This is a genomic window from Spirosoma taeanense, assembly GCF_013127955.1.
GTDB classification, from domain to species: domain Bacteria; phylum Bacteroidota; class Bacteroidia; order Cytophagales; family Spirosomataceae; genus Spirosoma; species Spirosoma taeanense.
Map to the genome: position 1 here is coordinate 1,533,648 of NZ_CP053435.1, position 24,827 is coordinate 1,558,474.

Annotated in this window: 19 protein-coding genes; 14 read left to right on the plus strand and 5 right to left on the minus strand. The window is 52.0% G+C overall.

What is annotated here, in order from left to right:
• Positions 1-102 precede the first annotated feature (102 nt).
• Positions 103-567: an Lrp/AsnC family transcriptional regulator gene (locus HNV11_RS06565; RefSeq protein ID WP_171738912.1), complete on the plus strand. Its 465-nt coding sequence runs from the start codon at positions 103-105 to the stop codon at positions 565-567.
• Between the two features lie 42 nt (positions 568-609).
• Here HNV11_RS06565 and HNV11_RS06570 read toward each other — a convergent pair whose 3' ends face one another.
• Positions 610-1,740, minus strand: coding sequence for an NAD(P)/FAD-dependent oxidoreductase (locus HNV11_RS06570; protein ID WP_171738913.1), 1,131 nt, complete (start codon positions 1,738-1,740; stop codon positions 610-612).
• A gap of 115 nt (positions 1,741-1,855) precedes the next feature.
• Between HNV11_RS06570 and HNV11_RS06575 the strand changes: the two genes are divergently transcribed.
• From HNV11_RS06575 to lepB, 8 genes are all read left to right on the plus strand, one after another.
• On the plus strand, positions 1,856-3,838 hold the full coding sequence (locus tag HNV11_RS06575) for an alpha-amylase family protein (protein ID WP_171738914.1): 1,983 nt from the start codon (positions 1,856-1,858) through the stop codon (positions 3,836-3,838).
• Positions 3,839-4,010: 172 nt separating this feature from the next.
• The gene (locus HNV11_RS06580) at positions 4,011-5,024 is read left to right on the plus strand and encodes a hypothetical protein (protein ID WP_171738915.1); all 1,014 of its coding nucleotides are present in this window, start codon (positions 4,011-4,013) and stop codon (positions 5,022-5,024) included.
• A gap of 43 nt (positions 5,025-5,067) precedes the next feature.
• Positions 5,068-6,090, plus strand: coding sequence for an SPASM domain-containing protein (locus tag HNV11_RS06585; RefSeq protein ID WP_171738916.1), 1,023 nt, complete (start codon positions 5,068-5,070; stop codon positions 6,088-6,090).
• Positions 6,091-6,242: 152 nt separating this feature from the next.
• Complete coding sequence (locus tag HNV11_RS06590; protein ID WP_171738917.1) at positions 6,243-7,025, plus strand: ParA family protein; 783 nt, start codon at positions 6,243-6,245, stop codon at positions 7,023-7,025.
• A gap of 100 nt (positions 7,026-7,125) precedes the next feature.
• Positions 7,126-8,046: a ParB/RepB/Spo0J family partition protein gene (locus HNV11_RS06595; protein ID WP_171738918.1), complete on the plus strand. Its 921-nt coding sequence runs from the start codon at positions 7,126-7,128 to the stop codon at positions 8,044-8,046.
• Positions 8,047-8,050: 4 nt separating this feature from the next.
• A complete protein-coding gene (locus tag HNV11_RS06600) occupies positions 8,051-8,806 on the plus strand; it encodes a DUF5683 domain-containing protein (RefSeq protein WP_171738919.1) in 756 nt (251 codons plus the stop codon).
• A gap of 52 nt (positions 8,807-8,858) precedes the next feature.
• A complete protein-coding gene (dapB, locus tag HNV11_RS06605; protein WP_171738920.1) occupies positions 8,859-9,602 on the plus strand; it encodes a 4-hydroxy-tetrahydrodipicolinate reductase in 744 nt (247 codons plus the stop codon).
• 111 nt (positions 9,603-9,713) lie between these two features.
• A complete protein-coding gene (gene lepB, locus HNV11_RS06610; protein WP_171738921.1) occupies positions 9,714-10,886 on the plus strand; it encodes a signal peptidase I in 1,173 nt (390 codons plus the stop codon).
• 68 nt (positions 10,887-10,954) lie between these two features.
• On the opposite strand, the gene ung is transcribed toward lepB, so the two are convergent.
• Positions 10,955-11,620 carry a uracil-DNA glycosylase gene (gene ung / locus HNV11_RS06615; RefSeq protein ID WP_171738922.1) on the minus strand — a complete coding sequence of 222 codons (666 nt, stop codon included), beginning with the start codon at positions 11,618-11,620 and terminating at the stop codon, positions 10,955-10,957.
• A 145-nt stretch (positions 11,621-11,765) separates the two neighbouring features.
• Here ung and apaG point away from each other — a divergent pair, with 145 nt between their 5' ends.
• The 3 genes from apaG (at position 11,766) to HNV11_RS06630 (ending at position 14,434) form a co-directional block, all read left to right on the plus strand.
• The gene (gene apaG / locus HNV11_RS06620) at positions 11,766-12,152 is read left to right on the plus strand and encodes a Co2+/Mg2+ efflux protein ApaG (protein ID WP_171738923.1); all 387 of its coding nucleotides are present in this window, start codon (positions 11,766-11,768) and stop codon (positions 12,150-12,152) included.
• An 80-nt stretch (positions 12,153-12,232) separates the two neighbouring features.
• The gene (locus HNV11_RS06625; RefSeq protein WP_171738924.1) at positions 12,233-13,012 is read left to right on the plus strand and encodes an O-methyltransferase; all 780 of its coding nucleotides are present in this window, start codon (positions 12,233-12,235) and stop codon (positions 13,010-13,012) included.
• A 57-nt stretch (positions 13,013-13,069) separates the two neighbouring features.
• A complete protein-coding gene (locus HNV11_RS06630) occupies positions 13,070-14,434 on the plus strand; it encodes a monooxygenase (protein ID WP_171738925.1) in 1,365 nt (454 codons plus the stop codon).
• Positions 14,435-14,441: 7 nt separating this feature from the next.
• Here the strand turns inward: HNV11_RS06630 and HNV11_RS06635 are convergent, their stop codons facing one another.
• From HNV11_RS06635 to HNV11_RS06645, 3 genes are all read right to left on the minus strand, one after another.
• The gene (locus HNV11_RS06635) at positions 14,442-15,965 is read right to left on the minus strand and encodes a tetratricopeptide repeat protein (RefSeq protein WP_171738926.1); all 1,524 of its coding nucleotides are present in this window, start codon (positions 15,963-15,965) and stop codon (positions 14,442-14,444) included.
• 10 nt (positions 15,966-15,975) lie between these two features.
• Positions 15,976-17,787 carry a tetratricopeptide repeat protein gene (locus HNV11_RS06640; protein ID WP_171738927.1) on the minus strand — a complete coding sequence of 604 codons (1,812 nt, stop codon included), beginning with the start codon at positions 17,785-17,787 and terminating at the stop codon, positions 15,976-15,978.
• Between the two features lie 243 nt (positions 17,788-18,030).
• Positions 18,031-20,100: a DEAD/DEAH box helicase gene (locus tag HNV11_RS06645; RefSeq protein WP_171738928.1), complete on the minus strand. Its 2,070-nt coding sequence runs from the start codon at positions 20,098-20,100 to the stop codon at positions 18,031-18,033.
• 1,052 nt (positions 20,101-21,152) lie between these two features.
• On the opposite strand from HNV11_RS06645, the gene HNV11_RS06650 reads away from it, so the two are divergent.
• A complete protein-coding gene (locus HNV11_RS06650; protein WP_171738929.1) occupies positions 21,153-22,607 on the plus strand; it encodes a TIGR04463 family radical SAM/SPASM RiPP maturase in 1,455 nt (484 codons plus the stop codon).
• A gap of 50 nt (positions 22,608-22,657) precedes the next feature.
• Entirely contained in the window at positions 22,658-24,772 is a 2,115-nt protein-coding gene (locus tag HNV11_RS06655; protein ID WP_171738930.1) for an RICIN domain-containing protein, read from the plus strand.
• The last annotated feature ends 55 nt before the right edge of the window (positions 24,773-24,827 follow it).

The following is a 24,827-nucleotide window of genomic DNA, read 5'->3' on the forward strand; positions in this document are numbered from 1 at the left end:
GGTTCGCCTTAATCAGGAAATTAGGCGATAAAATGGCCTTTATGGAGGAAATAATCCGGATAATGCTGTATTTGCAGCCGGGACTGCCGTAAAAATTCCGTTATGGAAATTTTAGATAAAACCGATCGTAACCTTCTTGCTCTCCTGCAGGAGAACGCACGCCTGACAATTCAGGAAATCGGGCAGCGGATAAACCTGTCTAAAACACCCGTTCATGAACGCATCAAGCGGCTTGAACGGGAAGGGATTATTGACCGATACGTAACGATTCTGGACAAGAAAAAGTTAGGAAATCTCCTGATGGTGTATTGCCAGGTGACGTTGGACAAGCAGACCCGCGATACGTTCGCCGACTTCGACGCGGCCGTGCGCGAACTGCCCGAAGTGCTGGAGTGCAACCGCGTTTCGGGGACGTTCGATTACCTGCTCAAAATCGTCAGCCGCGATATGGAAACCTACAACCGCTTTTATCAGGAGCGTCTGTCATCGATTCCCGGAACATTGCACATCAGCAGTTTCTTCGTTATGGCCGAGGTCAAGAACTCGACGGTGGTGCCGGTGGACTAACGAGCCGGAACGGAAAAGAGCAATAGATCGGCAAAGCGGTTGTTAGCTGACCGGAATAACTTCCCCATGCGTCTGGCGCATGACCTCACGCAGCACGGGGGTAAAGTGTCCGAGCGTCCGCAGGGCCGCTTCGGTAAGCCAGGGGTGTCCGAATAGTCGCTGAACGCTTCGGCCTACCCATAGTCGCCGGGCAAATCGCTCCGACCAGTCGTGCTGATAGCAGTGTTCGAGCTGCGGGCGCGTCAGCTGGCCACGCAGAAACCTGTCCGACAGGCTACTGACCAGTTTCGCGCCGTGGATAGCCATAGCCATGCCGTTGCCGCAGAGGGGCGTAATGAGCCCCGCTGAGTCGCCCGCCATCAGTATATGATTTTCGACGGCCTGTTTGGGCGCAAACGATATTTCGTTAATAACCTCGGGTTTATCGTACAGAAAATCGGCCTGCTCAAAAACCTGCTTCAGATAAGGATTCTGGTGCAGAATGGCCCGTTCCATATCCGGAATGTTGCCGAATTTTCGCAGATTTTCGCGGGTTGTCAGGTAACAGACGCAATACCGGCCGTCTTCAATTGCCGACATGCCGCAGTAGCCGTCCTGAAAATTGTGCAGCGCAATTACGTCGTCGGGAAAATCCATCCGAACGTGGTATTTGACGCCGATATAGGGCGAAGGTTGGCGCATGAACGTCCGGTCAAGGGATTTATCGAGTTTCGACCGTTTGCCAAACGCGCCAATGACCAGGCGGCTCGTCAGGATCTGAGCGTCGGTCAGCGAAACGATAAACTGGTTACTGGCGAACGTAACGGCGTCAGCCTGCGTACCTAGCCTGAACGTAACGCCAGCCGCGACGGCGATCTGGTAGAGCGTATAATCCAGCGTGTACCGGCTGATGCCAAAGCCACCCAGGTCCAGCGCACTTTCGAGCAACCGACCTGACGGGGCCGAAACCTGAAACCGACGAATCGTAGCTGCCCCTAAACTCGCCAGATCAACGCCCAGCGATTCGACGTAAGGACGCACTTCGTTGGAAACATATTCGCCACAGACCCGGTGAAAGGGATACGATTTACGTTCAACGAGCGTAACGGCATGGCCCGCCCGCGCCATCTCAATCGCGCTGACCAGGCCCGCCAGTCCTCCACCAATGATAATAACGTCTGCTTGTCTGGTCATATCCGCGACGGGCTGAGTCCGTGGGTTCAGGACAGGGCGGTTTAAATTATTCGTCCGGTTAAATGACAAAAAAGCAGGCAGTTTGGTTTTAGGAAAACCCTTTTACATTTGCTCCATGCCTACCACCCTCACGGACCTGCAAGCCGACTGGCAGAAGAACTACCTGCTTTACACGGACGAATTTCAGTCGGGTCGCTCGTCGTTCATTCCCCGGCTGCTTCCGCAGACGGCCATTGGGTTTTCGGTGTATCAGACACTAGAAATGCTGTATAAACGTCTGAGTGGCAATACGCTACGGCGGGCACTCGACCCCGACGAAGTCATCGAGAGCCCGGTGAAGGCGCAGCCGAACGGCGACTGGCTGAAGCGCAGCAACATGGTCGGTATCAACGTTCGAACCATTGGTTCATTCTGGAAGGTAATCAATTATAATCTGACCCTGCCGGCCCTGCACGATAGTATCCATCTGTTGCCCATCTGGGAACCGGGCGTTGTCGGGAGCCTCTACGGTATGGTGAGCTGGCAGATTAACCCCGAGTTTTTTGACGTCGAACTGGCCCGTTACGTGCCCGCCCTCGATACGGTCGACAAACAGCTAAAGGTAGTTGTCAACCTATTGCACGCGCTTGGTCGCACCGTTGGTATGGACGTCATTCCGCATACCGACCGGTTTTCGGAAATGGTTATTGCCTGTCCGTCGCTGTTTGAGTGGGTGCATCGCGAAGGAGCGCAGATTAAAGACCATTCCAACCTGGTGTATAAATACGTTGAAGAAGCGGTATGGCAGTATCTGAAATATGCGGGGGCGGCCGATGGAACCCCGCTGACGTTCGCCAAGGAAGATTTTTTCTCGACGGACGTCGTGGTTCTGACCGACGACCAGCGGCTGCGGATTCTCTTTGGACAGGAGCATGACTATGGCAGTCGGCTCAGTCGGCGGCTGGCGCTGATTCGCCACCTCACACAACTGGGCTTCGAGACGCTGCCGATGACTATGGCTCCGCCTTACCGGGGAATCCACATTGATCCCGAAGATTTTGTGTACGATGATTCCGGCCAGATCTGGTATCAGTACGCGTTTGACCATCCACAGCCCATGTCGCGGGTGTTTGGTCCGCTGGCGCGGTATCGGTTCTATGAGTCAAAAGACAACAACCGGAATTGGGAACTCGACTTCGACCGGCCCAACTACCCGGCCTGGGCGTATGTCTGCCGGAAGGTTCACGATTGCCAGCGTACCTACAATTTCGACTTCATGCGGGGCGATATGGCCCATGTACAGATGCGGCCGCAGGGCGTTCCGAGTCAGCCCGATGATTTTTATGATCCGCTGCGGGCAATAAAAAAATACATACAGGCCAATGGAGCACCGTATTACGGATTCTTTGCCGAAACGTTTCTGGCCCCGCCTGATACGATGGGATATGGGAATGAACCTGACCACCTTGAAGCAATCGAAGCCGAATCGACCCTCGGCGACCTGCAGTCGATGGTAGTGGGCTCCGACGAATTTAACCGGCAGTTTGCGCTGTATTACAACTATCTGAAAACGCGCCGGTTCGCGCCGAACTTTACGGTGATGACGGCCGACAAAGATGATCCGCGTTTTGATACCTTTTATCAGTCGGGGAATCTGTTTCGCTATTTTACCGCCCTGTTCCTGACCGATATGCCCAGCTACGTGGGACTGGGGTTTGAAGTGCGGAATCTGCACGAGCAGCGCGGAGCCAATGAGGAATACTCAAAGTTATACGTCTTTCAGATTGGCGACGATAAGCAGCCTGACAAAGTGACCCACGAACCGTATCAATGGGGAGAGAACGGCGAACAGTTTGCGGTCATCGAACGCATGCGGTCAACTGCCGAGCGGCTCTGGCCAGCTATTGCCGGTCAGCCGACCCGCTGGCTGGTAGCGCCGAACGACCAGCGAACGCAGGCGGGGTATATTGCCTGGACACATGTTGAACCAACCAGCTACGTATTCGCGGCTGCCTGGTCGGGACCGCTTCCGGAATCCATACCTGGGGTGGAAACCGCAGAGCTGGTTAATGTGCTTTTTAAGGAAGCCGGCTGCTGCATCTGGCAGCTCAGTCAGTGAAGCTCCAGCATCTGCCGATCATCTGTTAATTCATTCACGCACAAAAATTAACCGTTCAATAATACAGTGCCTCCCTGCACTAAGTAGATAGTAATTATACGGTAGTTTTTGTTTAAGTTTGTTTCCGGCTTATAAATGGGGCCTACCGTTTCACACTCAACTTAATTGTAGAATGATCGCAAGATTTTCCATTCAAAAATTAAGTCGCACGGCTTTTGGTCTGTTCTGTATCGGGCTGACGGCCATTTTATTAGGGTATCAGACGGTACTGCTAAACGATACCACACCTTCTGTCACCGAAAAAATAATGACCTGGCTAACGAGCCGGGGCATCCTGATTATTGCCATTGGCCACGGCTATATGGTTGCGCTTCGCTACGATAAGCTTGTGGGCCGGCCGGGCTGGAGTGCTCTAGTGCAGATGGCCCTTCAATTATTGCTGCTCATAACAATCGGTTTAGGAATCTACCTGATTACGGGCGACAGTACGTTCTTTGGCCTGGCGCTCGCCGGACTGGTGCTGATCGGCGTGTGGCGGCTACGGGGGCGCTGGGTCGCGCTGGTCATTGTTGTCCTGCTACTGAACCTGCCCGTTCAGATTAGCCGCTGGTACCAGGCAAACCGGAATCTACCCCTGCCAACTTCTGAACAGGTAAACGATTACGAGCAAAAACAACGGCAGCTTCGCCAGCAGCGCGCTAACGAAACCAGATACTGGCTGGCACGGGATTATCCTAAACTAGCCGAATATCACGCGCAGGTTTGGCCACAGCGCCTGCTGAGCGACGTACAGACGGGGCGCTGGTCGTCGCTGGTTGGCATGGTGCTCCTGGGTATGATCCTTCGTCGCTGGCGGGGACTACTGGCCATTGTGCTGCGCCACTCGTTCATTTATATAGCCGGGGTTTGTGCTCTGACAACCCTGCTGGAACTTACCTCTGGCCGGACGTATGCAACGACGCTGCGGCTCTATTTTGATAGTTTACGTTATCCGGGATATTATGTATTCGATGTGCCGGATGCCCTGTATCTGACCGTTTCAGAAGCGGCCTGTCTCAGCACAGCCATGCTGTTTGGGATGGGTATCTGGCTGTTGTCGGGCTGGACTGTGCCCGAATGGATGCTGACCAAACGGCGGGCGTTTGTCAAACGGCTCTCTGTTCTGCGCCTGCGGTCGGCTGCCTGAACGGACACTTGGTCGGGGCATAATGGCTGCCTACCTTTGAGGTATGAATCGCAACCTGCAGGATGGTTTTAATTTCGCTTCCAAACTAACCCCCAGGCGCGTAGTCAATGCGCTGAAGGTAATCTCCAGTTACTACGCATCGAGACGGGTCGGTCGGCCCCTGCAGCGGGGACTACCCATGTCTGTTTCGTTTGAGCCAACCACGTCCTGCAATCTGCGCTGCCCCGAATGTCCCAGCGGTCTGCGGTCCTTTACCCGCCCCACCGGTATGCTGGGAGAAGATCTTTATAAGCGTACCATCGACGAACTCCACGAAACGTTGCTGTACCTGATTTTCTATTTTCAGGGGGAGCCTTACCTGCACCCGCAGTTTCTGGAACTGGTTCGTTACGCTACCGACCGGAATATTTATACGGCTACCAGTACCAACGCGCATTACCTTACCGACGCCAACGCCCGCAAAACTGTAGAATCGGGGCTGGACCGGCTGATTATTTCTATTGACGGCACCACGCAAGAAGTGTACCAGCAGTACCGGGTAGGAGGGAAGCTCGAAAAAGTGCTGGAAGGCACCCGCAATATCATCCGCTGGAAAAAAGAGCTGAAATCCCGGACACCTCATGTGGTGTTCCAGTTTCTGGTGGTTAAGCCGAATCAGCACCAGATAGCGGAGGTGCGTAAACTGGCCCGCGAACTAGGCGTTGACGAAGTCGGGCTGAAAACCGCCCAGATATACGAGTACGAGCACGGGTCCGACCTGATGCCGACCCTGGACCAGTATAGCCGATACGCCCCCCAGCCCGACGGTACATACCGGATCAAAAACGGCTTCGGCGATCACTGCTGGAAGATGTGGCATTCGTGCGTCATCACCTGGGATGGTCTGGTCGTGCCCTGCTGTTTCGACAAAGACGCGCATCACCGGCTGGGCGATCTTCAGCACCAGTCCTTCCGCGAACTCTGGCAGGGACCTCGCTACAATACCTTCCGCCAGACCCTGCTTCGGTCGCGCTCCGAAATAGAAATGTGCCGTAACTGCACCGAGGGCACTAAAGTGTGGGCTTAGGTAAAAAAATGAGGCTCTGGTGGGCTGGGCGCTAAGCCCTAATTTCGCTCATGCAGGCAATCCCTCATTTGTATTTTGTGAAACATTCCGTGAAACATGTCTTGGATTCGTGAAAACTATCCGGCATATTTGAAACTGCAACGCACAGACCCATGGGTAAAGTCATTGCTATCGCCAACCAAAAGGGGGGCGTCGGTAAAACTACGACAACGATAAATTTGGCCGCCAGTCTGGCCGCCCTCGAATTTCAAACGCTCATTGTTGACGCGGATCCGCAGGCGAACTCGACCTCCGGCCTTGGCTACAATCCTAAAGAAATCGAGAACAGCATTTATGAGTGCATGGTGGAGGGCGTTCGTCCGCACGATGCCATTATTCAGACGGATTTTCCGAACCTGAACCTACTGCCTTCGCATATCGATCTGGTTGGCGCCGAGATTGAGATGATTAACCTTCAGAATCGGGAGGATAAAATGAAGCATACGCTCGACAGCATCCGCGATGAGTATGACTTTATTATCATTGACTGTTCGCCTTCGCTGGGTTTGATTACGATCAATAGCCTGACGGCTGCCGACTCGGTCATTATTCCGGTGCAGTGCGAGTATTTCGCGCTCGAAGGGCTGGGTAAGCTGCTCAACACGATCAAGATTATTCAGTCGCGGCTCAATACCCGCTTGTCCATTGAAGGCATTCTGCTGACGATGTATGACCTGCGGGTTCGGCTGTCGAATCAGGTAGTCGGCGAAGTGACGAGCCATTTCCAGCAGATGGTGTTCAGCACCATCATCCCACGGAATATCCGGTTGAGCGAGTCGCCGAGTTTCGGCGTGCCGGCTCTGGCGCAGGATGCCGACAGCAAAGGCGCTGTCAGCTATCTGAACCTGGCCCGCGAGATTCTGGCTAAAAACGGAATGATGCCCCACGAAGTGTAATTTAGGTAAGCCTGATCAGGCTGTCGGAACGTAACCTGTTACGAGCTATCAGTACGGTTTCTGTCTGACAACGTGTATCATACATCATCCATACTTGCTCATGGACAACGCGAACACCAAAGCACCGAATAAGAAGATGATAGGATTGGGCCGTGGCTTAGGTGCCCTGCTGCACGACAGCGAAGCGGTTAACCGGCAGTCGAAGCCTTCGCCGTTTGAGTCCATCAGCACGATGACCGAGATCAGTTTGTCGCTGATCGAAACTAACCCGTTTCAGCCCCGGACACGCTTCGATGAAGAAGCGCTTCAGGAACTTGCTGAATCGATTCGGGTGCAGGGAATTATCCAGCCCATTACGGTCCGGCAGTTAGGCAAGGATCGCTATCAGCTGATTTCGGGCGAACGACGTCTTCAGGCTTCCAAGCTGATCGGGATGACCCATATCCCGGCCTACGTTCGCACAGCCAACGACCAGCAGATGCTGGAAATGGCGCTGATTGAGAACATCCAGCGCGAAAACCTTAATTCAATTGAAATTGCCCTCAGCTACCAGCGACTCATCACGGAGTGCAGTCTGAAGCAGGAGGAACTGGGTGAGCGCGTGGGTAAAAACCGCACGACCGTCAATAACTATATTCGCCTGCTAAAGCTGCCGCCCGTTATTCAGGCCGCTCTGCGCGATAATAAAATCTCGATGGGCCACGCCCGCGCCATCATCAACATCGACAATCCAGATTCGCAGATCCGGCTGTTTAACCGGGCTGTTGACGAGGAATGGTCGGTGCGGAAGGTCGAAGAAGCCGTGCGCAACCTGTCGGATAAAGACGATGACTCTGCCAGTACCCGTCGTGTAACGCTGCCCAAGCAGGAGATGCGGAGCCTTCAGTTCAAGCTATCGTCGTTGTTTGGTACAAAAGTTTCGATCAAAGCGGACGAGAAACACAAGGGCGAAATCAAAATTCCGTTTACCTCACAGGAAGAGTTAACCAAAATCCTGGAGGTCCTGAACTCGCAGGCGTAACGCATTGAAACGTACCGTTTTTTTCTTGTGGATGAGTGTGGGGTTGCTGGCTGGCTGTTTACCGGCTCTGGGTCAGAACCCTGCTCCGGCCATTGTTCCTGCACCAACCCCGGCCCCTGTCGACTCGACCAGGCAGGTACGTTCAGCCGCCGATACAATTCCGGCCTTCAACGGGCCAACTATCCGCATTGGTAATTCGGAACTGACCGCCGAAGGCGACTCACTGGTTCGGGCGGCCGATACTGTGCTGGTAACCCGGGGGCAACAGGACCGCATGCACAAAATCATACCCAAACAGGCTACCATTCGCTCCCTGATCCTGCCCGGTCTGGGGCAGGCCTATAACCGACAGTATTACAAAATACCGTTTATTTACGCCGGTTTTGGCGTGATGGGGTATTTGTTTGTCCGGTATAGGGGCCTGGCCAAACAGGCGGAGGATGGCTACCGGCTGTTGCTTTACGGCGATGAGAGCTCGGGAACGGCCCAGAAAGTGGAAGAGGTCGTGATTGGCACCCAGATTGTTCGCTCCTCGCAGACAGCCAAGGCATATTATGATCTCTTCCGCCGATACCGCGACCTCAATACGTTACTGTCGGTAGTGCTGTGGGGTGTTAATGCCGTTGAGGCCAACGTAGCCGCCCACCTGAAAACCTTTGATTTATCCGACGACATTTCCATGCGCCTTGAGCCGGCCGTAATTCCCATGCCGGGAACGGGGCTGGTGCCGGGCGTACGGGTGGCGTTAACTTTTAAATAACCGTTGGCGTTTGCTTCCGCAGATGAAGCGCAGCCGTCAACCTGCTATTACTATGAATATTCTTCTCCTTGGCTACGGTAAAATGGGTAAAACCATCGAGCAGACTGCGCTCGAACGCGGCCATCAGATTGCGGGCCGGATTGATGCCGATAACCACGCCGACTTAGACCATATTCCTCAGGAAAGCGTTGACGCCGTCATTGAGTTCAGCTCGCCCGAATCGGCCGTCGAGAACATTATGTATTGTCTCGAACGGGGCTGGCCGGTGGTCTGCGGAACAACGGGCTGGCTCAGCTATCGCCCCGAAATCGAAAAGATATGCCTGGAAAAGAAAGGCGCTTTTTTCTATGCATCCAACTATAGCATCGGCGTCAATCTGTTCTTTCGGCTCAACAAGACCCTGGCGCAGTTCATGCGGAATTATCCGTCGTACCGCGTCTCAATGACCGAAATTCACCATACGGAAAAAAAAGACGCGCCGAGTGGTACGGCCATTACGCTGGCGGAAGGAGTCATGGAACACTTGCCCAATAAACGTCGTTGGGTAAGTAAAGAATCAAACAGCGAAAGCGCCCGGATCGATTCGACGGATGCCGTTGAAATTGAGTCGTTGCGGGAGGGTGCCGTACCAGGAACGCATACCGTTCGGTATGACTCCGATGTTGACCGGATTGAAATCTCGCACGTAGCCTACAGTCGGCAGGGGTTTGCGCTTGGGGCTGTTGTGGCAGCAGAATGGATTGTCGGTCGCGAGGGTGTTTTTGGCATGGATGATCTGTTAGGAAGGGATGAGTAATGGACGATAGCTGATGAATGGTTGCGTTTAGGCCGTTCATCCTTCGTACCTTCGTAGTCTATTTCTATAGCCTGAGGCCATACATCGTTTTTCATTATATCGTAAGATACCGTGTCAGAAGTAAAAACCAGAGCCGAACGCGTACCGGCTAAACCCAGAAAATCACCCGTTCGCGAGTGGTTTGATTCCGTTCTGTTTGCCGTTGTGGCGGCTACGCTCATCCGTTGGCTCTTTATGGAAGCGTTCACGATTCCGACGCCTTCGATGGAGAACAGCCTGATGGTAGGCGACTTCCTGTTTGTCAGTAAGCTGCATTACGGTACCCGTACTCCACGGACGCCCCTGCAGGTGCCGCTGACGCACCAGAAAATCTGGGGAACTGACATTCCATCATACAGCACGGCTATTCAGTTGCCGTCTTACCGGCTGCCGGGCTTTACGCACGTTAAAAACGGAGATGTGGTGGTGTTCAACGTGCCGCCCAAGTACCTCAACGACAACATCGACTATCCGGTTGACCTGAAGACGAACTATATCAAGCGGTGTATAGGTATTCCGGGCGATGTGCTGGAAATCCGCCAGCGGGAAGTGTTTGTCAATGGCAAGCCGTTTTCAAAGCCACCCCGCTCGGAGCAGAAATATTTCATAAAAACGACGGAAGTGCTCGACGCTAACTTCTTCCGGAAGTATGAGATAGTTAACGACTATCGCGATCCGAGCCAGCCGACCGAAAACTGGAAGCCGCTGGAGCAGTATAACGACTCAACCAAAACTGCCTCGATGGTTGGTTACCAGGTCAACACGACCGAAGATGTAATTGCCAAGTTCAGAGAGTTTGACTGGGTGAAAGGCATTGAGCCGATGGTCGACAAGCCGGGCGAAATGTCGCCGGGTATCTACGGCACGCCGACCTTTAAGTGGAACCATGACAACTTTGGCCCCCTGACGGTGCCGAAGAAAGGAGCCACGATCCAGATTAACCCGCAGACGATCGCGCTCTACGGGCCGGTTATTGAACTGTATGAAGGCAATACAAACGTAGAGTTTACGTCCACGGCTATTAAAATTGGCGGACAGCCCATTACGTCATACACCTTCAAGCAGGATTATTACTTCATGATGGGTGATAACCGCGATAACTCGCTCGATTCGCGGTTCTGGGGGTTTGTGCCCGAAGACCACATTGTAGGTAAAGCGGTCTTTGTCTGGATGTCGCTCGACCCGAACCCGGCTAACATCTGGAATAAAATTCGCTGGAACCGCCTGTTCAGAACGATTGATTAACAAAGCGTAACGTAAAAGGCGCCGGGCCGTGAAAAGTAGCACTTCCCCGGCCAGGCGCCTTTTACTTATTACCAGTCAATCGGCTTCAGACCATGGCTTTCGAGGTACTCGTTGGCCTGGCTGAAATGCTTGTTGCCAAACCAGCCACCCCATTGCGCAGCCATTGGCGAAGGATGTTTGGATTTGAGTACCAGGTGCTTCCTGCTGTCAATGACGGCTCCCTTCTTCTGAGCGTAAGCGCCCCAGAGCATAAAGACAACGTTCTGTTTTTCGTCCGAAATCAGCTTGATAACCGCATCCGTAAAGGTTTCCCAGCCTTTGCCCTGATGCGACCCGGCCTGCCCCGCCCGCACCGTAAGGGTAGCGTTGAGCAGCATAACCCCCTGTTTGGCCCAGCGTTCCAGATTCCCCGATTTTGGGACCGGTTTGCCCAGATCATCCTGAATTTCCTTGAAAATATTGACCAGGGACGGCGGCTTGGTAACTCCATCGGCTACTGAGAAGGCGAGCCCGTTGGCCTGTCCTTCACCGTGGTAAGGGTCCTGCCCCAGAATAACCACCCGGGCTTCTTCAAAGCTGCATTGATTGAAAGCGTTAAAAATGAGTTTTCCGGGCGGGTAGACCCGTTGGGTGCTGTACTCCTGGCGAAGAAATTCGGCGAGTTGCCGGAAATAAGGCTTGTCAAATTCGGACTGTAACCGGCTCTGCCAGGATTCGGCGATAGAAACTTTCATATGGGGAACTGATACGGGTCGATGGGCATTATAGCCTACAAATACCGAAAACCACCTCCGAAAAATATTTTTTGAAGGTGGGTCTTGCGTAACAAAACTAATCAACCTAATTTTCGTTGTAAGGTTGCCAAACGACACTAAATTTATGGTTTCGTCAGTTACAGAGGGCGTAAAAGTTAGCGTGAAGACCGAATACCAGTCGGACTACTCCAGTCCGCTGCAGGCGCATTACGTCTTCACCTACCGGATCACAATTGAAAATGCCAGCGACTACACGATTCAGTTGCTTCGGCGGCATTGGCTGATCTTCGACTCCAACGGAACTGTTCGGGAGGTCGAAGGTGAAGGCGTAGTCGGTCTTCAGCCCGTGCTGGAGCCGGGCGAAGTGCACGAATACGTGTCGGGCTGCAACCTCCGATCCAGCATGGGTAAGATGGTGGGCACCTACCTGGTTGAGCGCATCATTGATGGAAAAACGGTTCGCGTCAGCATTCCGGAATTTACCATGGTGGTGCCGTACCGGCTAAACTGATTCGCTGGACAAACGGAGCAGACTGCTAATTTTGCGAAGAACCGCCAAGCTTCAGCGGCTACTTTACAACGCCTTATACATTGATTCTCGCTTACCTTCGTTACCTGAGTCGCGCCCGCGACGAACACTCGCTGCATTCGCCTTTCCTGTTTTCGCTGTACACAACCAGTATCCGCCCCGATAATCGGCGCGAACCGGCCTTTACGTCCTTTCGGGCGTTGCGTAACGAACTATGTCGTAGCCGCGAGACGATCGCGATCACGGATTTCGGCGCAGGCTCAAAAGTAAACGGGGCAAGACAACGGACGATCGGCGACATTGCCTGCCATTCGCAGAAGCCAGCGCGTTTCGGGCGATTGCTGTTCCGGCTTATCCGACACGCAAAAGCGAACGTAATTGTTGATCTGGGTACATCTTTGGGCCTGACTACGGCTTATCTGGCCGAAGCTGCCCGGCCGCAGCATGGGCAGGTGCTTACGTTTGAAGGCTGCCCGCAGACGGCCGCCGTTGCCCGCCAGAATTTCGACCGGCTGGGGACGCCAAACGTCGAGATTGTTGTCGGTAATCTGGACGAAACGCTGGCTTCCCGCGTGGCAAGGCTTAAACCAATAGATTTCGTTTTTTTCGACGCCAATCACCGCTACGAACCTACCGTTCGGTATTTCGAGATCTGTCTGTCGAACAGTCATAACGATACCCTATTTGTCTTCGATGATATCCACTGGTCCGATGAGATGGAGCAGGCGTGGGCCTACATCAAACGGCATCCGGCCGTCAGCGTAACGGTAGATTTGTTCTGGGTGGGGCTGGTGTTTACCCGCAAGGAGCAGCCGAAGCAGGATTTTGTGCTGCGGTTCTAAAGAAAATACCGGCGATTTCGTTACCTTTCTGCAAGCTCCTCATTAACGATTGGCTTCATGAATGTCTTGACTTATACCCGGTTAGGGCTAAGCATGGGCGTGTTGGCCCTGTTGCTGAATCTGCTCGCCTGCCAGAAAGCGCCTACAGAGCCGGTAGACCCAACCGGATTAGCCTCCTTTGATCTGATTCAGCAGAAAATCCTGACGCCTACCTGCGCAACATCGGGTTGTCATGCGTCTGAACAAGACCCGGCTTTCCTACAACATGGGTTAGTACTTGCCGAGGGCGTAGCCTATCAGAATCTAGTGGGCGTTGACTCGAAAAACAGCGCAGCTAAAGCCGATGGGCTCAAACGGGTTAAGGCATTTGCATCCCTGGAGAGCCTGCTGTATCACAAGCTGAGCGTGTACGCCAGTCATCATAGCGGCAAACAATACGGTAATACCATGCCATTGGGCGGAACGCCCTTGTCGGATGGGAAGATCGAGTTTGTGCGTCGGTGGATCGACGCCGGGGCCCCCAAAACCGGCAGTGTAGCCGATGCGAAGCTGCTGGACGATGAAACCGTGACGATTGCTCCGTTTGAACCGCTGCCCGTACCGGCAGCCGGAGCAGGTGTGCAGATGAGCATTGCCCCGTTTGATATTCAGCCGAATTTCGAACGCGAACTGTTCGTACGTAAAATGGTCGGGAATACGCAGGATATTTACGTGAATCGGTACGAGATCAAGATGCGTAGCGGCAGCCATCACTTTGTGGCCTACGACTTCCGCAACCGGAACGTACTGCCTAACCTCAATGACGTCCGCGATCTGCGCAATACCGATAATTCGCTCAATCTGGCAACGGCTCTCAGCATGTCGAACCATGTGTATCTGGCGGGTTCGCAGGCTCAGTATATGGATTACACCTTTCCCGAAGGAGCGGCCCTGCTCTTACCCGCCGGTTCGTCGCTGGATCTAAATTCGCATTACGTCAACAAAACCACTACGGTGATGAAGGGCGAGGCTCTGATTAACCTGTACACGGTCGATAAATCCAAGGTGCAGCGAATCATTCAGACGCTGGATTTGGGCAATACCAATCTGAACATACCGCCTAACGGCCGCGTGACGCTGACCAAGTCGTTTACGTTCAGCAAACCACGCCAGATTCTGACGCTGACGTCGCACATGCATAAACTGGGCGAAAAGTTTGTCATCAAAATTAACGGCGGCTCCCGCAACGGCGAAATTGTTTATACCTCCACCGACTGGGAACATCCCGATATCGTTACATTCAAAACACCGATTACGCTCCAGAAAGGAGAGGGGCTGACCTCGGAGATTACGTATAACAACACGACCAATAAAACCGTCAACTTTGGCCTGACGAGCGAGGACGAGATGGGAATCATTTTCGGTTATTACTACGAAGAGTAAACCGTTCTTACTTTAACGAACGGGTGGCGCTTGCTCCGCTAGATACGTTCAGGCTGGGGGTGGTAGTGATGGTTTCCAGCCTAGTCTTCTCTAATTCAATGCTGCCGACTTTTAGCTTAGTTAATTCAGGCAGAACCAGCCCGGCAATGATGAAAAGAAGCGACGCGAAAGTTATGAGGCCATAAAACCCTTCGGTTAAGAGTCGTTCGGGCTTCTGATCTGCATTTTCAATCCAGGCTCGTTCAATGCGAACGTTTTCTCCCATTAATTGCTCCCATCGGGCAATCAACGAATCCGGATGATTGAAAGACAAACGCGCAAAACGGGTTAGCTTGACATCCCCCGCCGAATCCAGTTTCAGCAGTGGTTGAATTCGGCTGGGCTGAATATAGCATGCGACATTGGGCTGGGTTATTGCTCTGACAAAGCTCGTTTCCCGGAAAAAGAAAACGATTTGGGTCGCTATAAGAATAAAAGCGGCCATCATCACAACCAACGTACCTTTCAGACCTCGGGTGCTGATCTCCCGAACAGGCGATGTTTGTTTTCGGTACTGATTCAACTGATTAACGGCTTGCCTAGCTTCAAACCCATTGTGAGCATATTTCGATTCTGTGATTTTCTTAAAATGAACTAGAGCCTTATCAATATATCTCTGGGACTCCTGCGCAAATTGGTAACGTTGCACCAGATTGCCTTTCTTCTCACGGGCCTGTATTTGTTTTATCTGACAATAGCCGTTAAGGTATCTGACGGTATGGCTTTCGGTCGGCGTAATTTTTCGGGAGTAATTTCCGTAGGTTTCAGCTCTTAAAGCTTTATCCAAAAACTCGACGGCTGCCCTATATCGACCTTCGGCTTCAACAGCGTCCTCATTTTCATGCGCTTTGTCGCCCAGCCGGGCGTAGAGTCTTCCCGACAAGATGAGCGCGTCGAGGTGGGTTTCGTCGGTTATGCGCCGAATAAATGCGAGGTGCTCCTCGGCCGGGTTGAACTGGTCGAGTTCAATGAGCATTTCGGCCATGCTAGCCCGGGTATTCAGGTCATTCGGATCCAGTCGGCGCGCCTGTTCAAAAGCTATCAGTGCATCATTCCATTTTTTTAATTTCTGGTACACAATCCCAAGGCCCGTGCGGCCCTCAACCAGATCGGGGTTTAGCTGGATGGCTTTCTGAAAGGATAGTTTGGCTTCCTCCAGACGTGACAAAAAACTCTGAAACTCGCCTTGGTATCGGTAATCGCCGTCGTTCCAGCTCGAACGGGGTTTTTTGGCGAGGAGTTCGATGCCTTGCTGAGCGTAATTGCCCAGCTTACTTTCCTCGTTCATTGTATCGCCATTCGCCGACGTATTATATTCGATCTGTTTCTGATACAACTGGCAAAGAAGCAGGATGAAAAGTGCGCTGCTTGGGTTTCGGGACAGGGATTCGGTCAGATGAGTTTCGGCAGCGCCGAAATCATAGTCTACTGAAAACAAAATACTCCCCAGATACGCTCTGAAATCATTGGGAACATAATTATTCGTTATCATGGCTGGCAGGTTAAAGCTGATTCTGGTAGTTCATCTTAGCCTCGTTCCATTCGGCTCGGGCGAGCGCATAACGGCCTTTCTTCTCGAGCACGTGCGCCAGATTGTGCCGGGCGTAGGCATGCTGCGGGTCTTTTTCGAGCGCTGCTCGGTAAAGTCTCATCGCTTCGTCCAACTCTTTAAAATCTAGGTAGATATTGCCCGTCAGATAGTCAATTTCAGCGGTGCGGAGTTTTTTACCTGATTCATCTTCTCCCACACCGGCGTACCGGGCGTACGCTTTCTGGCTAACTGCCAGTGCATCTTCTTTTTTACGCAGGGCAGAATAGCACAGTATTAAGCTTTCAATGACGAAGTATTCGTCCGGCTTTAGTCGAAAAGCGGTGTGGAAGTTTGACTCGGCCAGATCGAACAGGCGCTCATCTATATACGTATAGCCGAGGTAATAATGGGCAAGGTATTGATACTCAGATTCAATCCGGGCCGCTTCGGTAAACCTACTTCTGGCTTCAGCATAGTGGAACAGGTAATAATGACATAATCCTAGGTTTATGAGCACGTCCGCGTCCATAAAAGGCTGCGGCATAGCCCAGCTATAAGCGGTGTAAGCCCGCTGTGCTTTGTCCCATTGGCCTAGATTGTAAAACTCATCGGCTATTGATCGGGCATTGTCTGAACCAGGGGTAAGCTGGAGTGTTTCCTGCCAGTGCGTCCATACTTCCTCTAAATCGGTATCCTGCCGTAAAATTGAATTTCCAATTTCATAGTGAAGCCTTCCCAGCGTTTGGTTAACCGCCTTGATTGGGTCTGTCTGGCCAGTCTGAATAGCGTTTAAGGAATCGCTATCGGAGTGAGGGACTTGTGGTTTATCACGCAATTCATCGACTTGTTGTCGGGCAACGTCGATGGCCTGTCGGTAAAGTTGCCGGGCCTGTTTTTCTTGTTTCCTGTGCAGATAGGTATCGGCCTGCGCTTTGATGACAAAGGCATCCGTCGGATCGAGCAATTGGGCTCGTTTGTAGGCTTCTTCGGCCTGTTCGTACCGGGCAAGCTGAAACGCCATATCGCCGATCATCTTTTCTCTTTTGAAAGGAGCAATCAGATTGGGCTGCGCAACCAGAAAATCGATTACGTCCTGATGGGAGCGTAACGTATCTCCACCAATCCAGTACAAAACCCGTTCGGCCAAATCGGGCGATGGTGACTTTGTTAGGCTCAGCTTGTATTTCTCCAGTGATTCTTCCGGCCTTTTCAGACGATGCAGTACGTACCCCCAATCTGCGTAACTTTCGGCATGATGGGGATTGAGTTGGGTTGCTTTACTAAGTAATTGTTCTGCTAGATTAGGTTTATCATTTATCAGCTTACTTGCCTGATTATACAGATGCTGGGCAATGTCAAGGACCTTGAAGGTATTCAAACCCGGATTCTTACTAAGATAGGTTTCTATAACTCCAAGAGCTTCATCTGGCTTCTCACTGGCTATAAATTCATCGAACTTTTTCAGTTCGAGCACGACCGGTAACGTGTCGGCCTGCTGAATATAGACCTGCGCTTCGTTTTCCTTGTCGAGCTGAATCAGGCAACCTGCTATGGATAGTAATACTAGAGCATCGTTAGGGAAAGTTTTGTCTGTTTCTTCAAAGACCTGCAGTGCCTTTTCATAGTCTCCCTCTTGAAAATAAGTATTACCCTTGCCAAGCCAAGCATCCCGATTTAATGGCTCCTGCCCAATAATAGTATCAAACTCGACCCGGGCTTCTGCGTATCTCTTAGATTCATAAAGCTGATTAGCTTTGGTAAGCAAATCTTTAGCAGTAGACATAAATGTATGGTTAAAGAAAGGTAAGGGGCAAAATGGTAGGCCTGTAAAAAATGTCTCGTATAACTAAATTAAATAAGTTTACCTATAAGTATTCATGCAGATTCATCCTTTGAGTTAACGGTTATATCAAAGCCTAAATACAAGTACTCCAAAACAAAAAACCACCCGACGGGTGGTTTTTTATTATATAAACGAGTTTATGATCAGCGATTATTGACTATGAACATACTCGTTGATTGAAGTTTACCGTGCAATTTCGATATTCACCCGGCGGCCTTTGATGGTGTTGCCTTCCATGGCGTCAACAACCCGGTTAGCAACGTCCTTCGGAACGTCCACGTAGGTGAACTTGTCGAAAATGTCGATGCTGCCGATGCTATTGCCCGGAATGTTGGCTTCGCCTGCAATTGCGCCGACGATGTCGCCCGGCCGAACGTAATCCTTACGTCCGATGGTCACCATCAGGCGGGTCATGTTGGCTTCGCGTTCGCGTGGAGCCCGCTGTTCGTCACGATCAGCATACGGCTTCCGGTCGCCATCACGGCCAGCACCCCGGCGATCCTCAAACCGGCCTCCGCGGTCATCGCGGCTACCGAAAGACGGCCGCTCGTTGCGGTCGTTGAACCGGGGGCGGTCGCCGAAACGGCTGCCACCCCGATCGTCACGGTCGCCAAAGCGCGAACCACCCCGGCGATCCTCAAACCGACCTCCACGCTCGCTGCGGTCGCCAAATCGGTCGTTACCCCGGCGATCATCGCGCCGACGGTCGTCTTCCAGACCCAGGTTCTGATCGGCAAATTCGTTTTTCTCCAGACCCATGCTGCGCTTCACCAGTGCGGCTACTACCTGCTCGGTCGAAAAGCCGGTATGATGAAGCTGTGTCAGCAGGTCTTCATATAAGTTCAGGTCTTTGCTTTCCTGAATGGTCTGCTGCAACTGCTCGATAAAGCGAGCCTTGCGGACACCAACGATATCTTCGAAAGACGGAATTACGCCTTTTTCAACCTTTACTTTGGTGTAGGACTGAATTTCGCGGAACCGGTATTTCTCATCGCGGCCAACCATCGAGAACGCCCGGCCCGATTTGCCGGCCCGGCCCGTCCGGCCAATGCGGTGTACGTAATATTCTTCGTCGAGTGGGATATCGAAGTTGATAACCGCATCGACATCGTCCACGTCAATACCGCGGGCGGCTACGTCGGTTGCTACCAGAATGCTGGTCGTACCCGAGCGAAACTTGCTCATCACGTTATTCCGCTGTGCCTGCCGCAGGTCGCCGTGCAGACCCTCAGCCTGATAACCCCGAATCTGCAGGTCTTCGACGATCTCGTCAACCTTACGTTTCGTATTACAGAATACCAGCAGCAGTTTCAGGTCGTACATGTCGATCAGGCGGCACATTACCTCGACTTTCGCCTTGGGTTTTACCTCAAAATAGACCTGCTCGATGTTGGTGTTGGTCAGCTCTTTCTTAACCACCTTCACCAGGACGGGATCTTTCTGGAACTTCTGGGTGATCTGCATGATCGGCTTCGACATCGTCGCCGAGAACAGGATCGTCTGCCGCTCTTCGGGCATTTCCGCCAGAATGCTTTCGATGTCTTCACGGAAGCCCATATCGAGCATTTCGTCGGCTTCGTCAAGAATCATCATCTTCACGTTGTCGAGCTTCAGCGTATTACGCTCCATATGGTCCATGACGCGACCGGGCGTACCGATAACGATATGGACACCGTTGCGCAGCGACCGGATCTGGCGCTCAATCGAGTCACCGCCGTAGATGGCTTCTACCCGAACACCCCGCTTATATTTCGACAGCTTCTTAATCTCTTCCGCTACCTGCAGGGCCAGCTCCCGCGTGGGGCAAAGAATCAGCGTCTGCACCGAGCGATCCTGCACATCCACCAATTCGAGCGCCGGAATACCAAAGGCAGCCGTTTTACCCGTTCCTGTCTGGGCCTGACCGATAACATCACGACCGGCCAGAATTGGCGGAATCGCTTCGGCCTGAATCGGCGACGGGCTAATGAAGCCCATGTCGGTTACGGCCTGCAGCAGTTCGTCCGAAATATCCAGACTGGAGAACAGAATCTGATTGGGATCGGTCTTGGGCTGATCAGGCGTGGTTTCCTGCGGAGCAGAAGCTGCGGGAGCGTCGTCAACCGTAATGACTTCGTCAACGGCCTGCGCTACTTCGGTATTGGCGACGGGGGCTTCGGTGTCGATTGTGTCCACGGTCGAAACTTCCGTAGCTGCGTTTTCCATCGTCAGAACGTCGTCCTGACCATCGGTTTTAGTTTTTTTCGTTTTCATTAACTTGGAAAATATATGGATTAACCCTCCAAGCGAAGACGAGTGTGTGCCGGTGAACGGCGCGATACTGCGAGAATTGCCCAACAAACGATTGCCCAACGACCCAACAAGGACCACCAACCGATCCAACGACCCGGACCACCCTACAGGGAGACAACGAAGATTGACGACTAGCCCACGCGCAAGTGCTCCACCCGGGAGCGTCCACACAGAAAACCCATCCTGTACATCCGTACCTTGGCTCTGTCAGACCTAACTCAGCGTGTAAAAAGGAGAAAAACAGAGACGCGACGGATGTCGCTTGTAAAATCTGGTGCAAAACTAAGAATAATAGTTTTAAAAAGCAAGCAGAACCTAATTTTAATTGTATTTATTTGGGAAGAGACCTTTAGCCAGTTTTAGTACCGTCGGCACTGACCGAGACCGATGGCCCAATGAGCCGCGAGAGGAGTTAGCAGTCCAATAGCTGTTTTGAACGCATACGTTTTTCTCAAGAGCAGCCAGACTGAACGGGAGGCACTTTCGGGCTGATGGTCAATTTGTGAGCCTATCCTGGCTAAGTATTGTAAAATTGAACATTCCGCTTAAAAAATATACTTATTCTATTTGTGCTTGGTGATTACTTTGACTGCTGAATTGAGTATTCTGTTTATCTTGATTCCCCTGGAACATGCGCTTTACCTGATACAGGGTAGTCGTTACAGCCGGCAACTTGCTGAAGAAGCTGGGAGCGCGTAATCAGCTTACCACATGGAATACTTATGCCAAAGCTCGGCTGATGATGGGCTTACTGTACGAAAAAATGGTTGCTGCAAAAGCAGCGGGCACTATCTGGATTTGACTAGAGCCGATACTAACCGCCACGCGCCGGATTCACTTCACTCTTACTTTAGCGTCCGCGGTTCTCCTGGGAACGTAACTATGTAAGAATTGCACGGCTTCGAAATACCAGCTCATCCTGGAAGACACCATCAGCCATATGTTGCTGAATATAATGTTCCCCTCAGCATTGCCTTACTCAATTTCGCTGCATACCCTAAATCCGCTAGTCAATGATAAAATACTTCCAGTCCCGGTACTGTATCCGTATTCCGTTAAAGAGCACCAATACGCTGATGTATAACTCGCTTAGCGGTGCTTTTGCCATCCTGGACAAGCAGGATATGGCCCTGTTTGAGACCATCGAAGAAGGAAGGTATCTGGATGCTACCGACCAAGAGGTAAAGCAGATGGAACTAGGAGGGTTTATCCGGCGGGAACAGGTTGACGAGTTAACCCATCTTGAGCAACAGTACAAAGCGCATCGGTTCGATCCCAACACGATGATCCTGACTATCGCGCCCACCCTTGCCTGTAATTTTGGCTGCGATTACTGCTTTCAGGGAATTGACAAAGCCAAAGATACGATGAGTAGGGAGGTTCAGGATGCCATTGTAGCCCTTGTTGAACGGGCGGCCCCGAATATCAGGCATCTACACGTAGCCTGGTATGGGGGCGAACCACTCGTTCGGCTTAAAATCATTGAGGCACTGTCAGATCGCTTCATCGAACTCTGTGCGCAGCGAGGGATTAAGTACGATGCCATGATCGTTACGAATGGTTATCAGCTCACCCGCGACGTTGCCTTATCGCTGCATACCCGTCGGGTTGGTGGAGTACAGATAACGCTTGACGGCCCGGCCGAACACCATGATGTACGACGGGTCCTGTTATCAGGAAAAGGAACCTACCGGGCAATTATTGACAATGTGAAGACCTGGATTGACGAAGTGCCCCTTTCGGTGAGTGTACGGGTCAACATCGACGAACGCAACCGCAACGACATCCATAAATTGATTGACGACATGGAGCAGGACGGGCTGGCCGGAAAGAAAAACCTGAAAATGTATTTCGCCCCGGTTGAGGCCATTACGACGGGTTGCCATAGCATTGCCGATGTAACCATGGGGAAACTGCGGTATGGGCAGTTGGAAACCGAACTTTATCAACATGGGTATGAGGTCGGCCTGACAGCGCTACCCTATCCGCCCCGCTTTCGGGGTATCTGCTCCGCAGTAAGACCCAAAGGACTGGTGATTACCCCAAACGGCGATCTGCACAAATGCTGGGATACGGTGTCGTTCCCCAAACAAAAAGTAGGGACTATTTTCGACGTAGAGGCTCTAAATGAAGACGAACGAGTACTGGAGTGGCTCAGATGGACTCCCTTTACCAACCAAACCTGCCGGAACTGTAAGATTCTTCCGAATTGCACCGGCTCATGTGCGTATAAATTCATCCATCATACTGACACGCGGGGAGAAGCCGCCGTTTTGCCCTGTCCAAGCTGGAAATATAACATCAAGGAACGGCTCGTACACCGGGCTGAAAAAATGGGCTTCATAACGGCCGAAGATTATGACCCGGCCGATATACAGACTGACCCCAACGAACTGTGTACAACAGTTCTGGACGCGGGCGGCAACGACCTGCCCAGTGCTATGAAAGCCCTGTATCAACCGGCCTGATTACGTGCTTCGATTGCTAATTCACCTCCTAAAACCAAGCATGAACAGGTATGAAATATCTTGTCCTTCCTACGATAGCCGGATCGGTCAACGCACCAGGCCTGAATCCCAACAAACAGTACGTAATCGCTTCTGCCGACAGCACGAAAGTATTGACCGCAACAGTAGGTGGTATTAAGAATAAAGTAATTCAGCAGGAATGGAATGAATCCAGCCTTCAGCTTTGGAAATTCAAGGCGGGTGCGGACGGTTATCTGGAAATCGTTAACGTAGAGACCAATAACCCGATGTCAATTGACTTTGGTTCGACAGCTGAAAATTCGCTGGTGATTTTTTGGCCTGACCATTCCGGACTCGACCAGAATTTTAAGGTGCAGTTGTTGAAAAATGACCGGTACCGGCTATTGAATCAAAATTCAAATAAGGTAGTGAGCGTAAAAGCAGGTAGTGATGACATTGTCCAGCAGACATCGACCGGCGCGAGTACACAGCAATGGAGCATTATGACCGCTTCAGACTATAAAAAAGATAAAGGCTTCTCATCGTATGCAACCCTATATGAGGATATTAATTACGGCAGTAATGAACAAAAAGTAGGAATTGGCTCTTACGATACGGCCACATTGATTTTCGGGCATGATAAAATTAGTTCGGTACGGGTGCCGGAAGACCTGCGGGTAACGTTATTTAAAGACGCCAACTTTCGCGGAGATAAGCAAGTGCTTACACAGGATACGCCGGATCTTGTTCAGTTGAATTTTAATGACGTAGCGTCAAGCATTCTCATAGAACCCGTAGCAACGGTCTATCGGGATCCAAACTATACGGGAATTTCTCAGAAAATCGGCGTTGGCCGGTACAACATCCCTGATCTTGTGGTTGGCAATGACCATATCAGTTCGATCAAGGTGCCGCAGGGGCTGATCGTTACCCTATACAAGGATGCCCATTATAAGGGTGAGTTTAAGGTATTTACGGAGGATCATCCCGATTTAAGGGTTATATTAAATGATATGGCCTCCAGTATTGTGGTTAAGGCGATTGGCGTTTTCATGCCGCCGGAGGCCATTAAATTCGGGGAGAAAGTAATCCTTACGAACTCATTCAGGAACAAGTGCCTGTTAGATACGGCGGGTGGCGGGCTGGCAATCAGTGGTACTATTAGCGATGGCATTATCGAGTCAGAACAGTTTACGCTCGTCCGGTCGGGGAGTACCAAAAACAAAGACTATGTCAGTTTCGGCGATGTTGTCAGTTTAACCGATAAGAATGGGCACTACGTTGAAGTTTCTGCCAACAACTCCTTTAAGGCGGACAATAGTCAGTTAACGGAAGCTGCAAAATTTGTGCTGATCAAGAGTGGCGATTGCATGCACAATAATTTTGTTTCGCCCGGTGACACTATTTCACTTAAAACGTACAACGATGGGTATCTGGCAGGCGACCCCAAAACAGACAATGTCGTTCTGCTCAATAATGGGGCCATTGGCGCAACCGCCAAATTCGCGATCCGAACAAAAGAATTTGACCGTTCTACTTCGCCCAAAACCCAGCACCATGTTCCTAATTCTGTTGAGTCTGGTATCTGTGGGGCGGAGGCTTGCGGAGCTGATGCCTGCGGTGCTGATGCCTGTGGTGCCGACGCCTGTGGCGCGGCTGCCTGTGGTGCGGCTGCCGGCGGTCTTGCCACGTGTGGGGTAGCTGCGTCTGGGCTAGCCATCTGCGGGGCTGATTTTGCGGCCATAGCGGTGTGTGGGGCAGCGGCATCGGCGATTGGGGCCTGCGGTGCCGATGCCGCTGCAATGACCATTAGTGGCGTGGCGGCTGGGGGAGTGGGGGTGTGCGGAGCCGACGCCTGTGGGGCAGCCGCTTGCGGAGCGGCTGCCTGCGGAGCGGCTGCCTGTGGCGCGGCTGCCTGTGGTGCAGATGCCTGTGGAGCCGCAGCCGCTATAGTGGGTGCCGAATTAGCGAACGCCTGTAGTGTGGATGTGGCCGTTGCGGAGGCAAACGTAGTGGATGTGTGTGCGTCAGAAGCTAGTATAATTGATGTAGGGTTGGTTGATGTCTGCCTGGCAAACGCCTGTGCTATCAACCTCTGTGCTATTGATGCCTGTGTGGCCGACGCCTGTGCCATTGATATCATACCTATTATTCCCTTCTTTTAGATCAGGCTTTGTGAAAAGCGGAGCCAAAATGCACACCAGCATGGGGCCTTCTCCA

Coding starts and splice junctions, on each gene's coding strand:
- HNV11_RS06565 (WP_171738912.1), top strand. CDS start 103: ATGGAAATTTTAGATAAAACCGATCGTAACCTTCTTGCTCTCCTGCAG.
- HNV11_RS06570 (WP_171738913.1), bottom strand. CDS start 1,740: ATGACCAGACAAGCAGACGTTATTATCATTGGTGGAGGACTGGCGGGC.
- HNV11_RS06575 (WP_171738914.1), top strand. CDS start 1,856: ATGCCTACCACCCTCACGGACCTGCAAGCCGACTGGCAGAAGAACTAC.
- HNV11_RS06580 (WP_171738915.1), top strand. CDS start 4,011: ATGATCGCAAGATTTTCCATTCAAAAATTAAGTCGCACGGCTTTTGGT.
- HNV11_RS06585 (WP_171738916.1), top strand. CDS start 5,068: ATGAATCGCAACCTGCAGGATGGTTTTAATTTCGCTTCCAAACTAACC.
- HNV11_RS06590 (WP_171738917.1), top strand. CDS start 6,243: ATGGGTAAAGTCATTGCTATCGCCAACCAAAAGGGGGGCGTCGGTAAA.
- HNV11_RS06595 (WP_171738918.1), top strand. CDS start 7,126: ATGGACAACGCGAACACCAAAGCACCGAATAAGAAGATGATAGGATTG.
- dapB (WP_171738920.1), top strand. CDS start 8,859: ATGAATATTCTTCTCCTTGGCTACGGTAAAATGGGTAAAACCATCGAG.
- ung (WP_171738922.1), bottom strand. CDS start 11,620: ATGAAAGTTTCTATCGCCGAATCCTGGCAGAGCCGGTTACAGTCCGAA.
- apaG (WP_171738923.1), top strand. CDS start 11,766: ATGGTTTCGTCAGTTACAGAGGGCGTAAAAGTTAGCGTGAAGACCGAA.
- HNV11_RS06630 (WP_171738925.1), top strand. CDS start 13,070: ATGAATGTCTTGACTTATACCCGGTTAGGGCTAAGCATGGGCGTGTTG.
- HNV11_RS06635 (WP_171738926.1), bottom strand. CDS start 15,965: ATGATAACGAATAATTATGTTCCCAATGATTTCAGAGCGTATCTGGGG.
- HNV11_RS06640 (WP_171738927.1), bottom strand. CDS start 17,787: ATGTCTACTGCTAAAGATTTGCTTACCAAAGCTAATCAGCTTTATGAA.
- HNV11_RS06645 (WP_171738928.1), bottom strand. CDS start 20,100: ATGAAAACGAAAAAAACTAAAACCGATGGTCAGGACGACGTTCTGACG.
- HNV11_RS06650 (WP_171738929.1), top strand. CDS start 21,153: ATGATAAAATACTTCCAGTCCCGGTACTGTATCCGTATTCCGTTAAAG.
- HNV11_RS06655 (WP_171738930.1), top strand. CDS start 22,658: ATGAAATATCTTGTCCTTCCTACGATAGCCGGATCGGTCAACGCACCA.